Origin of the sequence: Bradyrhizobium sp. WSM2254 (genome assembly GCF_000472645.1) — a bacterium.
In the GTDB taxonomy this organism is placed as follows: Bacteria; Pseudomonadota; Alphaproteobacteria; order Rhizobiales; family Xanthobacteraceae; genus Bradyrhizobium; species Bradyrhizobium niftali.
Genome location: NZ_AXAB01000009.1, coordinates 162,344 through 174,800, shown reverse-complemented (window position 1 = coordinate 174,800; position 12,457 = coordinate 162,344). Strand labels below are relative to the sequence as shown.

The following is a 12,457-nucleotide window of genomic DNA, read 5'->3' as shown; positions in this document are numbered from 1 at the left end:
GTTCCCCCGGTTCGGCCACGGCGCCTCGTTCGCGGCCGATTCCGGTATCAAAGACGTAGCTGATTGCGTATTGTCGCCCGAATATCGGACGAAGGTGAGCTGCGGGAAATTCAGGCGATATGAAGCGTCTCAAAATCCTCCGGCGGTGGTTTGCGCGGAAGTTCGGCTTTGCGCGGCTGATGTGTCTGGCGCTGCTGGTCGTCTTCGCCGGTGCTCGGCTCTGGGACCCGCCGCCGATCCAGGAATTGCGGCTGCGCACCTTCGACATGTTCCAGCTGATCGATCCGCGCCACAAGACCTCGCGACCGGTCACCATCGTCGACATCGACGACAAGAGCCTCGCCAAGCTCGGCCAGTGGCCGTGGCCGCGCACGCGGATCGCGGACCTGATCCAGAACCTCACCAGCAACGGCGCGGTGACGATCGGCTTCGACATGGTGTTCTCCGAAGCCGACCGGCTCAACCCCGATCTGGTCGCGAGCCAGATGCGCTATCTGGACGATGCCACCCGTGCCAAGTTGCGCGAGCTGCCGACCAACGACCAGGTCCTCTCCGAAGCGATCAAGCGCTCGCGGGTGGTGCTGGGCGAGACCGGGCAGCGCGCGATCTCGTCCGAGATCGACAAGTCGCTGCCCTTCACCGGCATCGCGACAGTCGGCGAAGAGGGCGCCGAACGCTTCCTGTTTGAGTTTCCGGGCCTGCTGCGCAACGTGCCCGTCATCGAGAAGGTCGCCGCCGGCCGCGGCCTGTTCTCGATCAAGACCGAGCGCGACGGCCTGATCCGCCGCGTGCCGTTGATCATGCGTGCGCAGGGCATGGTCATGCCCTCGCTCAGCCTCGAGATTTTGCGAGTGGTGACGAACACGCCGACGCTGCTGGTCCGGACTGACAAATCCGGTGTGCGGGCGGTTCGCCTCAAGGGTGTCGAGATTCCGACCGACAAGAACGGCCAGCTCTGGGTGCATTATGCGCGCCAGGATTCCTCGATCTACGTCTCAGCCGCCGACGTGCTCGACAACACCGTGCCGCCCAGCAAGATTGCCGGCAAGCTGGTGCTGGTCGGCACCTCCGCGGTCGGTCTGAACGACATCAAGACCACGCCGGTATCCTCGACCATGCCGGGTGTCGAGATCCATGCCCAGGTGCTGGAGAGCGTGCTCGGCGGCGCGGTGATCTCCCAGCCGAACTACGCGCTCGGCGTCGAGCTGCTCGCCGCGCTCGTCATCGGCCTTCTCGTCATTACCTTCACGCCGAATCTCGGCCCCGTGCGCCTGGTGCTCGCGGGCGCGATGTTTGCTGCCATCCTCGTCGGTGTGTCCTGGTTCTTCTACGCGCAGTACCGCTACCTCATCGACTTCACCTACCCGCTGCTGTCGACCACCGCGATCTATCTGACGCTGATCTTCGCCAGCTTCGTGCACGAGCAGCGCCAGCGCGTGCAGATCCGCGGCATGTTCGCGCAGTACATGTCGCCGGTTCTGGTCGAGCAGCTGGCGCAGTCGCCGGAAAAGCTCGTGCTCGGCGGCGAGGAGCGCGAGATGACGATCATGTTCTCCGACGTGCGCGGCTTCACCACGATCTCGGAGAGCTACAAGCAAGATCCGCAAGGCCTGATCACGCTGATGAACCGCTTCCTGACGCCGCTGACCGACGTGATCATCGATCAGAAAGGCTATATCGACAAGTACATGGGCGACGCCATCATGGCGTTCTGGAACGCGCCGCTCGACGATGCCGAGCACGAGGTCAACGCCTGCGAAGCGGCGATCCAGATGCTCGAGCGGATCGACGCGGTCAACAAGGACCGCGAGCAGGAGGCCGCTGACGGCGGCCACGTCTATATCCCGCTCAATGTTGGCATCGGCCTCAACACCGGCATCGGCGTGGTCGGCAACATGGGCTCCGACCTGAAGAAGAACTATTCGGTGCTCGGCGACAGCGTGAACCTGGCCTCGCGGCTCGAAGGACAGTCGAAGGAGTACGGCTTTCCCATCATCGTCGGCTCCAGGACCGCGCTCGCCGCCAAGGACAAGTTCGCGATCCTCGAGCTCGACTTCATCATGGTCAAGGGCAAGACCGAGCCGGAGGTGATCTACGCCATCGCCGGCCGCGAGGACGTGATGCATTCGGGCCCCTTCCAGCGCCTGCGCAACGTTACCATCGAGATGCTCGGCTGCTACCGCAACCGCGACTGGCAGGGGGCGCTGGACGCCATCGAGCGCGGCCGTCGCAGCGAGGACGCCGACACGCTGGAGAAGCTGTTCAAACTGTACGAGGCGCGGATCAAGGAATTCCAGGTCAATCCGCCGGCGGAAGGCTGGAACGGGGCATATGCGCTGCTGACGAAGTAGCGGGCACGCTGTCGTCCCGGACAAGCGCGCCTCAAGCGCGCGCCGATCCGGGATCCATAACCCCAGGGAGGAGTTGCGGCGGCGAATTGCCAACCACAAGCTTTCGCCAAACGAAATTCGGTGGTTATGGGTCCTGGCTTTCGCCAGGACGACGGTGGAGGGGCTTGCGAGTGCGGCGCCTCACCAAAGGTGTCGTCCCGGCGCAGGCCGGGACCCACACTCCGAGGCGGAAGTGATTGCGCGAGATCGGAGTTGGCTGTCGTCGCCGAACCTAGTCCTGCGGTTATGGGTCCTGGCTTTCGCCAGGTCGACGGCGGAGGGTTTTGCGCGAGTGCGGCGCCTCACCAAAGGTGTCGTCCCGGCGTAGGCCGGGACCCATACTTCGAGGCGGAAGCGATTGCGCGAGATCGGAGTTGGCAATCTTCGCTAAATTCAATCCTGCGGTAATGGGTCCCGGCCTGGGCCGGGACGACAATGTTAGCTGGAGCGGCCTACGTAGCCCTCACTCCACCCCAATCGTCGTCAGGTCCTGGAACCAGTGCTGCGCCTGGACGAACTGCTTCACCTTCGGCGACAGCGCATGCGGGTTGGTGTCATGGACCACCCACACCAGCGTGGCGTCGTCGACGATCAGCGCGTGTGCCTGGGCCAAGAGTTCGTCCTGCCTGGCGCTGTCGAAGGTCTGCTTGGCCTCGTCGATCAAGGCGTCGACCTTCGGGTTCTTGTAGCCGCCCCAGTTGACGCCGACCGGCGCGATCTGGCCGGAATGGAAGAAGCGGACGATGGCGTAGAGCGGGTCTGACGTGACATAGGCGATGTTGTTGGCGGTGATGCCGGCGTTCATCTCGTCGGCCGCGCCCTTGCGCCAATGCGTATATAGTGTCTCCAGCTCGACCACCTTGAAGTCGATGTCGATGCCGATTTCCTTGAAGCTCTGCTGCAAAAATTCGTTCATCGGCAGCGACAGCATCTGGCCGGTGCCGCCCTGCGCGATGATGAAGGTGGCCTTGAGCGGCTTGGCCTTGGAGTAGCCGGCTTCCTCGACCAGCTTCTTCGCCGCCGCAGGATCGTATTTCAGCTCGAAGCTCGGCTTGCCGAACCACGGGCTCGACGGATCGACCTGGCCCTTGGCGGGTTTGGCCAGGCCGTTCATCAGGCCGACCACCGCCTCGCGATCGATCGCAAGGTTCAGCGCCTTGCGCAGGCGGATGTCGGTCCAGGGCGAGCCCGGCAGCACGCTCAGATGATAATTCCAGACATGCGGCGTGACGTTGTCGACGAGCTTCATGCCGGCCGCCTTGAGCTGCGGCACGGCGTCCGGCGCCGGCGTCTCGATCAGGTCAACTTGTCCGGCGAGCAGCGCGTTGGTGCGCGTCAGCGCTTCCGGCATCGGCACCAGCACTAGCTTGTCGACCTTGGGAATCCGCTTCGTGTTCCAGTAGTCCGGGTTCTTCGTGAGCTCCGCAAGCTCGCGCGGCACCAGCTTGGTCAGCTTGAACGGGCCGGTGCCGGAAGGCTGGCTGGCGAACTTGTCCCAGTCCTTGCCCAGCTTTTCATATTGCGCCGGGCTCGAGACCAGGAACCACAGCATCTGATAGGGAAAGAAGGAATCGATCGTCTTGGTCGTGATCTCCACCGTGGAATCGTCGATCTTGGCGTAGCTTGCGACCGAAGGAAGCCGCGTCTTTACCTGCGCGCTCTGCCGCTTGTCGAATTGCGGCGCCTTGTCGTTGAGCACCTTGTCGAGATTCCAGATCACGGCATCGGCGTTGAACTCGCTGCCGTCGTGAAACTTCACGCCCTTGCGAAGCGTGAAGCGCCATTTGGTCTTGTCGGCATCGTCCACCTTCCATTCGGTCGCGAGCCCCGGCACCAGCTTGCCGGGACGATCGGCGACGTCCATCTCCCAGGCGACGAGCGGATCGTAGATCGTGTAGGCCGTAAACTGATAGGCGCCGGCGCCGCGATCGGGCTGGCCCGTCGTCAGCGGAATATCCGCCATCGAGATGCCGTAGCGCACCACCGTTTCGGCGCGTGCGGAGATTGCGGAAGCCGCCAGCGCAAGCACGGCGAGGCAGGTCGATAGTCGGATACGCATGGCCCAAAGCTCCCAGGAGATTTCAAGGCCAAACTTGCAATCTTGATGCCAGAATAGGCAGGACGGTGCCTTTGCCGACACGTGATCACAAAGACTTGTCGTCGCAGGGGCAATTTGCAGAAAAAGTTTCCCCATTGGCATAGCCATTGCATACGTTTGCATCAAAATTAGTCATTGAAAGCCGGAAGAGGACTGAGACGATGCTGATCAAGAAAAACAAGACCCGCGCGGCGCTGATCGCGGCGCTGGCCCTGACGAGTGCGGCCGCTTGGCCGCGCGCGGCCAGTGCCGACACCGTGCTGCGCATCGGCATGACCGCTGCCGATATTCCGCGCACATTGGGCCAGCCCGATCAGGGTTTTGAAGGCAATCGCTTCACCGGCCTCACTATGTACGACGCGCTGACCGGCTGGGACCTGTCCTCGGCTGACAAGGCGAGCGTGGTAATCCCGGGCCTTGCGACCGAGTGGAAGGTCGACGATGCCGACAAGACCAAGTGGACCTTCAAGCTGCGTCCCGGCGTGACCTTCCATGACGGCTCGCCGTTCAACGCCGATGCCGTGGTGTGGAACGTCGAGAAGGTGCTGAAGCAGGATGCGCCGCAGTTCGACGCCAGCCAGGTCGGCGTCACGGCCTCGCGCATGCCGACGCTGGCCTCCGCCAAGAAGATCGACGACATGACGGTCGAGCTCACCACCAAGGAGCCCGACAGCTTCCTGCCGATCAACCTCACCAACCTGTTCATGGCCAGCCCGGCGAAGTGGCAGCATTTCTATGACAAGGCCGAAGGCGCCGACGCCAAGGCGAAGTCGCAGGCCGCCTGGACCGCGTTCGCCAAGGACGCCGCGGGCACCGGCCCGTGGAAGATGGCGAGCTTCACCCCGCGCGAGCGGCTCGAGCTGGTGAAGAACGCGAGCTACTGGAACAAGGATCGCGTGCCCAAGGTCGACAAGATGGTGCTTTTGCCGATGCCGGAGGCGAATGCACGCACCGCGGCGCTACTCTCGGGGCAGGTCGATTGGGTCGAGGCGCCGGCGCCGGACGCGTTGCCCGAGCTCAAGCAGCGCGGCTTCAAGCTCTACGCCAACGAGCAGCCGCACGTCTGGCCCTGGCAGTTCTCGCGCGTCGAGGGCTCGCCCTGGAACGACATCCGCGTGCGCAAGGCGGCAAACCTCTGCGTCGACCGTGAAGGCCTCAAGGACGGCCTGCTCGCAGGGCTCATGGTGCCGGCGAGCGGCACGTTCGAGCCCGGCCATCCCTGGCGCGGCAGTCCGACCTTCCAGATCAAGTATGACAAGCCGGCAGCGCAAAAGCTGATGCAGGAGGCCGGCTTCGGCCCGAACAAGAAGCTCGAGGTGAAGATCCAGACCTCGGCGTCGGGCTCGGGCCAGATGCAGCCGCTGCCGATGAACGAGTATCTCCAGCAGGCGCTTGCCGAATGCTATTTCGACGTGAAGCTCGACGTCATCGAGTGGAACACGCTGTTCACCAACTGGCGCCGCGGCGTGAAGGATCCGAGCGCGAACGGCTCGAACGCGACCAACGTCACCTATGCGGCGATGGACCCGTTCTTCGCGCTGGTGCGCTTCCTGCAATCGGGTATGGCGCCGCCGGTCTCGAACAATTGGGGTTTCATCAACAATCCAAAGTTCGACGAGCTGGTGAAGAAGGCGCGCCAGACCTTCGACCCCTCCGCGCGTGATGCCGCGCTCGCCGAGCTGCACGCAGCCTCCGTCGACGACGCGGCCTTCCTCTACGTCGCCCACGACGTCGGCCCGCGCGCCATGAGCCCGAAGGTGACCGGCGTCGTGCAGCCGAAGAGCTGGTTCATCGACTTCTCGTTGGTGTCGATGCAATAGTTCGCGCCACACGCACGCTGCACCCTCTCCCCTTGTGGGAGAGGGTGGCTTCGCGAAGCGAAGCCGGGTGAGGGGTCTCTCTCCGCGAGTGACCCTCTCTCTCATTCGATAATGCTGTAACCGCGGATAGATACCCCTCATCCGGCGCTTCGCGCCACCTTCTCCCACAAGGGGAGAAGGAAGAAAGAACCAAACGTGCTCGCCTATATCGCCAGACGCATCGTCTATGTCATCCCGATCGTCATCAGCGTGGCGCTGGTGTGCTTTCTGCTCGTGCACATCACGCCGGGCGATCCGCTGGTTGCCGTGCTGCCGGCCGACGCCTCGCAGGAGCTCGCGGCGCAGCTCCGCGCCGCCTACGGCTTCGACCGGCCGCTGCCGGTGCAGTTCGGGCTTTGGCTGCTTCGTGCCCTTCATGGCGATCTCGGCAATTCCATCGCGACGGGGCGTCCGGTGCTCGCCGAGGTCATGCGCGCGGTCAGCAACACCGTCACGCTCGCGATTGCGGCCGCCATCATCGGCTTTACGATGGGCATCCTGCTCGGTCTGATCGCCGGCTATTTCCGCGAGACCTGGATCGACAAGGTTGCGACCTCCTTCGCCATCGCCGGCGTCTCGGTGCCGCATTACTGGCTCGGCATGGTGCTGGTCATCATCTTCTCGGTGCAGCTGAACTGGCTGCCCGCGGTCGGCGCCGGGCCGAACGGCTCCAACTCCTGGGCCTGGGACTGGGCGCATCTGAAATACCTGGTGCTGCCGGCGATCACGACCTCGGTGATCCCGATGGGCATCGTCACCCGCACCGTGCGCGCGCTCACCGGCGACATCCTCAGCCAGGACTTTGTCGAGGCGTTGCGCGCAAAAGGCCTGCACGAGACCGGCGTGTTTCGCCACGTCATCAAGAATGCCGCGCCCACCGCGCTCGCGGTGATGGGGCTTCAGCTCGGCTACATGCTCGGCGGCTCGATCCTGATCGAGACCGTGTTCTCCTGGCCGGGCTCGGGCTTCCTGCTCAATTCGGCGATCTTCCAGCGCGACCTGCCGCTGCTCCAGGGCACGATCCTGATCCTGGCGCTGTTCTTCGTCTTCCTCAATCTGCTGGTCGACATCGCGCAAGCCGCGATCGACCCGCGCATCAAGCGGGGCTAGCCGATGAGCGAGCTTCCGTTGTCTGCGACCGCCGATGCTGCGCTCCAGGCCGCGCCCGCGACCAAGGCGCGCGGCTATTGGGCGACCGTCGGCCGCCGCATCATGCGCGACAAGGTCAGCATGGCCTGCGCGCTGGTGCTGCTGCTGATCTTCCTGTCAGCGATCCTCGCGCCGTGGCTGGGTCTGGAAGACCCTTACAAGGGCTCGATGATCCGGCGCCTGCGCCACATCGGCACAACAGGCTACCCGCTCGGCACCGACGAGCTCGGCCGCGACATGCTGGCGCGGCTCATCTATGGCGGGCGGCTGTCGCTGGTCATCGGCATCCTGCCCGTCATCCTTGCCTTCTGCATCGGCACCTCGCTTGGCCTCGTCGCCGGCTATGTCGGCGGCAAGCTCAACACCGCCATCATGCGCACCGTGGACGTGTTCTACGCCTTTCCGTCGGTGCTGCTCGCCATCGCCATCTCCGGCGCGCTCGGCGCCGGCATCCTCAACTCCATCGTGGCGCTGACCATCGTGTTCGTGCCGCAGATCACCCGCGTCGCCGAGAGCGTCACCACCGGCGTCCGCAACATGGATTTCGTCGAGGCCGCGCGCGCCTCGGGTGCCGGAGCCTTCACCATCATGCGCGTGCATATCCTCGGCAACGTGCTGGGCGCCATCTTCGTCTATGCCACCAGCCTGATCTCGGTCTCGATGATTTTGGCCGCCGGTCTCTCCTTCCTCGGCCTCGGCACCAAGCCGCCGGAGCCGGAATGGGGCCTGATGCTGAACACCTTGCGTACCGCGATCTACGTCAATCCCTGGGTCGCCGCGCTTCCCGGCGCAATGATCTTCGCGGTCTCGATCTGCTTCAACCTGCTCTCGGACGGCCTGCGCAGCGCCATGGACATCAGGAATTAGGCCATGAGCGAGAGCAACACATCCGTTCAAATGCTGGATCCGGTCGAGGACCGCGGCGGCGTCGCGCAGCCGCTGCTCCAGGTCAACGGCCTGACCAAGCACTTCCCCGTCCGCGGCGGATTGTTCGCTGCGAAACGCACCGTGCGTGCGGTGGACAACGTCTCCTTCTCCGTCGCCAAGGGCGAGACCGTCGGCATCGTCGGCGAGTCCGGCTGCGGCAAGTCGACCACCGCGCGCCTCCTGATGCATCTGATGCCGCGCGATGACGGCGACATCGTCTATGACGGCATGACCGTCGGCCGGGCGTTGTCGCTGCGCGAGCTGCGCCGCGGCATGCAGATGGTGTTCCAGGATTCCTATGCCTCGCTCAATCCGCGCCTGACGATCGAGGAATCCATCGCCTTCGGCCCGAAGGTCCACGGCATGGCCGATGGCACGGCGAGGGCGCTGGCGCGCGAGCTGCTCGGCAAGGTCGGCCTGCGCCCGGAAAACTTCGCCAACCGCTACCCGCACGAGATTTCCGGCGGCCAGCGCCAGCGCGTCAACATCGCGCGGGCGCTGGCGCTGTCGCCGCGGCTGGTGATTTTGGACGAAGCGGTCTCCGCGCTCGACAAATCCGTCGAGGCGCAGGTGCTCAACCTCCTTGCTGATCTCAAGCGCGAGTTCGGCCTGACCTATCTCTTCATCAGCCACGATCTCAACGTCGTCCGCTATATCAGCGATCGCGTGCTGGTGATGTATCTCGGCGAGGTCGTCGAGCTCGGCCCGGTCGACCAGGTCTGGGATAGCCCTGCGCATCCCTATACGCGCGCGCTTCTTGCGGCGATGCCGTCCTCAGATCCTGACAGGCGTACGGAAAAACCGCCGATCACCGGCGATCCGCCCAATCCGATCGATCCGCCCTCGGGCTGCCGCTTCCACACGCGCTGCGCGTTTGCGGAGCCGCTCTGCGCAAATGCCGCACCAAAGCTCACGGCGGTCGATACAATGGGCCACGAGGCTGCGTGCTACATGGCCATTCCGGGTTCAGGCCATAGCCGCGCGTCCGCAGAGGAAATCGCATGACAAGACCGACACCAAAAGAGATCAGGCCCATGGCGCAGATCGCCGGCGTTGCCGTGGATGACGAGATCGCAACGCGCATCTCCAACTCCATCGGACCCGCCTTCGAAGGCTTCGCCGCCATCGCCGGCACGCTGCCGTTCGACCTCGAGCCGGCTTCTTACGTGCTGGCGCAGTCGCAGAAGGTGTCGAAATGAGCACCGAACCTGCATTGATGACGCTCACCGAGGTCGCGCGTGCGATCGCGATGAAGCAGGTGTCCTCCCATGAGGTGACGCGCGCGCTGCTGCACCGCATCGCGCAGTGGCAGCCGCATCTCAACGCCTTCATGTCGATCGAATCGGAGGCGGCGCTGAAAGCGGCCGAGGCGGCCGATGCCGAGTTGGCCAAGGGCGAAGTGCGCGGTCCGCTGCATGGCGTGCCGCTCGCGCACAAGGACATGTATTACGACGCCGGCAAGGTCTCGACTTGCGGCTCGCTGATCCGCCGCGATTTCGTCGCGACGACGACCTCCACCGCCCTGCAGCGGCTGAAGGATGCCGGCCAGGTCCGCCTCGGCACGCTGCACCTCGCCGAATTCGCCTATGGACCGACCGGCCACAATGCCCATTACGGTCCGGTGCGCAATCCCTGGAATGTCGCGCATATCACCGGCGGCTCGTCCTCGGGCTCCGGTTCGGCGGTCGCCGCGCGCCTGACCTATGCGGCGCTGGGCTCCGACACCGGTGGCTCGATCCGCATGCCCGCGCATTTCTGCGGCGTCACGGGGTTGAAGACCACCTGGAGCCGCGTCAGCCGCGCCGGCGCGATGCCGCTGTCGCAATCGCTCGACACGGTCGGCCCGCTCGCCCGCACCGCCGAGGACTGTGCGCTGCTGCTGGCGCTGATGGCCGGTCCCGATCCCGAGGATTCGACCGCGAGCCACGAGCCGCTGTCTGACTATGTCGCCGCGACCAAAGGCTCGCTGAAGGGCCTCAAGATCGGCGTCCCCGCGTCCTTCTACGTCGACGATCTCGACAGCGAGGTCGCGCGGGTGCTGGATGAGACCATCGCGGTGCTCAAGCGCGAGGGCGCCGACATCGTCAAGGTCGAGCTGCCCGATCAGCGGCAATTGCAAGCGGCAAGCCAGCTCGTGCTCGCGGCGGAAGCCGCCGCCTTCCACAAGCGCTGGATGATCGAGCGCCCGCAGGATTATGGCCCTCAGGTGCTGATGCGGCTTCAGAACGGGCTTGCCGTGCCCGCCATCACCTATCTCGAGGCGATGCGCTGGCGTGGCCCGGCGCTCGCCGCGCACAATGCCGCAACCGCCGGCGTCGATGCGGTGATCGCGCCCGCCTCGCCCGTGCCGGCGCCGACGATCGAGGAGAGCGACGTCGGCGGCGGGCCGAACGCGCCGGCGCTGTTGCAGCGGCTGACGCTGTTCACCCGTCCGGTGAATTTCCTCGGCCTGCCGTCGCTGACCGTGCCGTCCGGCTTCACCAAGAGCGGCCTGCCTGTTGGCATGCAGCTGATCGGCCGTTCCTTCGATGAAGCGACCCTGCTCACCATCGGCGCGGCGTTCCAGCGCGTCACCGACTATCACGATCGATTGCCGAAACTGCCGTCATGACAAAGCTCGTCGAGATCTCAGGCCTCAACATCCGCTTCACCGGTGAGCGCACGGTCTATGCCGTGAACGATCTCAGCCTCTCGCTGGGAGACGGCGAGGTGCTGGGCCTGCTCGGCGAGTCCGGCTCGGGCAAGAGCGTGACCTTGCGCGCGCTGATGCGGCTGTTGCCGAAGAAGCGCACGCAGATCTCCGGCCGCGTCAATGTTCTGGGGCGCGACGTTCTCGCCATGAACGACGAGGAGCTTTCGTCGTTCCGCGGCCAGACCGTGTCGATGATCTTTCAGGAGCCCGCGCTCGCGCTCGATCCGGTCTACACCATCGGCGCGCAGATCGCCGAAAGCGTCGTGCGTCACGAAGGCAAGTCTCATGCGGAGGGCAGGGCACGCGCGCTCGAAATGCTCGAGGTCGTGCGCATTCCCTCGGCCAGGCGCCGGCTGGACGCCTATCCGCACGAGATGTCCGGCGGCATGCGCCAGCGCGCGATGATCGCGCTGGCCCTCGCCTGTCGTCCCAAGATATTGCTCGCGGACGAGCCGACCACCGCGCTCGATGCCACCGTGCAGATCCAGATCCTGCTGTTGCTGCGCGAGCTGCAGCGCGAGTTCGGCATGTCCGTCATTTTCGTCACCCACGACATCGGCGTCGCCATCGAGATCTGCGACCGCGTCGCGGTGATGTATGCCGGCCAGATCGTGGAGCAGGGGACGCTCCGCGACATCGTCCGCACCCCGGTGCACCCCTACGCCAAGGGCCTGCTTGCCTCCACCATCCACGGCGCCAAGCGCGGCGCCCGCCTCGAAACCATCCCCGGCACCCCGCCGTCGCTGGCCGAGAAGCCCCACAATTGCTCCTTCGCCCCCCGTTGCGTGGCCGCCCAGCCGCGCTGCCTGGAGCAGCTGCCTGCGAATGTGGAGGTGGGACCGGGCCGGGCGGCAAGGTGCGTGCTGGCGGAGCCGCTCACCGTCGATCTGAAGTAGGGTTGCTTTCGACTTTTGCCTGCGCGTGGGCGGGCGACCACCATTCAGACCCCATTCATCCCGGTTCCGGTTCCATGGCCCCGTTCACGGAGAGGGACCTCACTTATGTACATTTCTAACGAAGGCCTGCTCGTCATCCTGTTCGTCGGCCTGGTCGCCGGCTGGCTGGCCGGCAAGGTGGTGCGAGGCGCCGGTTTCGGCATCATCGGCGACATCGTGATCGGCATCGCCGGCGCGTTTGTGGCCAGCTTCCTGTTCCCGAAGCTCGGCATTCGCATCGGCACCGGGCTCGTTTCGGAGATCGTCTATTCCGCCATCGGCGCGATCATTCTGCTGCTCGTGGTGCGGCTGGTGCGCGGCGGCGGCCGGTTCTAGCGGCGCCCCGAGTTCAGTTGACCCAACTTTCGACCTCTCCCCGCCCGGGGAGAGGTGACATGTCTGCAAGA

Annotated in this window: 10 protein-coding genes; 9 read left to right on the top strand and 1 reads right to left on the bottom strand. The window is 65.0% G+C overall.

The features are described 5' to 3' along the window. The first annotated feature begins 119 nt into the window (after positions 1 to 119). Entirely contained in the window at positions 120 to 2,351 is a 2,232-nt protein-coding gene (locus A3M7_RS0107790; protein ID WP_027543428.1) for a CHASE2 domain-containing protein, read from the top strand. Positions 2,352 to 2,853: 502 nt separating this feature from the next. Here the strand turns inward: A3M7_RS0107790 and A3M7_RS0107785 are convergent. Further along, entirely contained in the window at positions 2,854 to 4,449 is a 1,596-nt protein-coding gene (locus A3M7_RS0107785) for an ABC transporter substrate-binding protein (protein ID WP_027543427.1), read from the bottom strand. A 200-nt stretch (positions 4,450 to 4,649) separates the two neighbouring features. On the opposite strand from A3M7_RS0107785, the gene A3M7_RS0107780 reads away from it, so the two are divergent. The 8 genes from A3M7_RS0107780 (at position 4,650) to A3M7_RS0107745 (ending at position 12,386) form a co-directional block, all read left to right on the top strand. Beyond that, a complete protein-coding gene (locus A3M7_RS0107780; protein ID WP_027543426.1) occupies positions 4,650 to 6,308 on the top strand; it encodes an ABC transporter substrate-binding protein in 1,659 nt (552 codons plus the stop codon). Between the two features lie 195 nt (positions 6,309 to 6,503). Beyond that, positions 6,504 to 7,457 (top strand): ABC transporter permease, encoded by a 954-nt coding sequence (locus A3M7_RS0107775; protein WP_014498430.1) that lies wholly within the window; start codon positions 6,504 to 6,506, stop codon positions 7,455 to 7,457. A 3-nt stretch (positions 7,458 to 7,460) separates the two neighbouring features. Further along, positions 7,461 to 8,363: an ABC transporter permease gene (locus A3M7_RS0107770; RefSeq protein ID WP_027543425.1), complete on the top strand. Its 903-nt coding sequence runs from the start codon at positions 7,461 to 7,463 to the stop codon at positions 8,361 to 8,363. A 3-nt stretch (positions 8,364 to 8,366) separates the two neighbouring features. After that, the gene (locus tag A3M7_RS0107765) at positions 8,367 to 9,428 is read left to right on the top strand and encodes an ABC transporter ATP-binding protein (RefSeq protein WP_027543424.1); all 1,062 of its coding nucleotides are present in this window, start codon (positions 8,367 to 8,369) and stop codon (positions 9,426 to 9,428) included. After that, complete coding sequence (locus tag A3M7_RS0107760) at positions 9,425 to 9,622, top strand: hypothetical protein (protein WP_027543423.1); 198 nt, start codon at positions 9,425 to 9,427, stop codon at positions 9,620 to 9,622. Before A3M7_RS0107765 ends, A3M7_RS0107760 begins: the two co-directional genes overlap by 4 nt. Next, on the top strand, positions 9,619 to 11,034 hold the full coding sequence (locus A3M7_RS0107755; protein WP_027543422.1) for an Asp-tRNA(Asn)/Glu-tRNA(Gln) amidotransferase GatCAB subunit A: 1,416 nt from the start codon (positions 9,619 to 9,621) through the stop codon (positions 11,032 to 11,034). The genes A3M7_RS0107760 and A3M7_RS0107755 overlap by 4 nt, the downstream gene beginning before the upstream one ends. After that, on the top strand, positions 11,031 to 12,011 hold the full coding sequence (locus tag A3M7_RS0107750; RefSeq protein ID WP_027543421.1) for an ABC transporter ATP-binding protein: 981 nt from the start codon (positions 11,031 to 11,033) through the stop codon (positions 12,009 to 12,011). Before A3M7_RS0107755 ends, A3M7_RS0107750 begins: the two co-directional genes overlap by 4 nt. Before the next feature lie 105 nt (positions 12,012 to 12,116). Further along, positions 12,117 to 12,386, top strand: a complete 270-nt coding sequence (locus tag A3M7_RS0107745; protein ID WP_027543420.1) for a GlsB/YeaQ/YmgE family stress response membrane protein — start codon at positions 12,117 to 12,119, stop codon at positions 12,384 to 12,386. Positions 12,387 to 12,457: the final 71 nt, after the last annotated feature.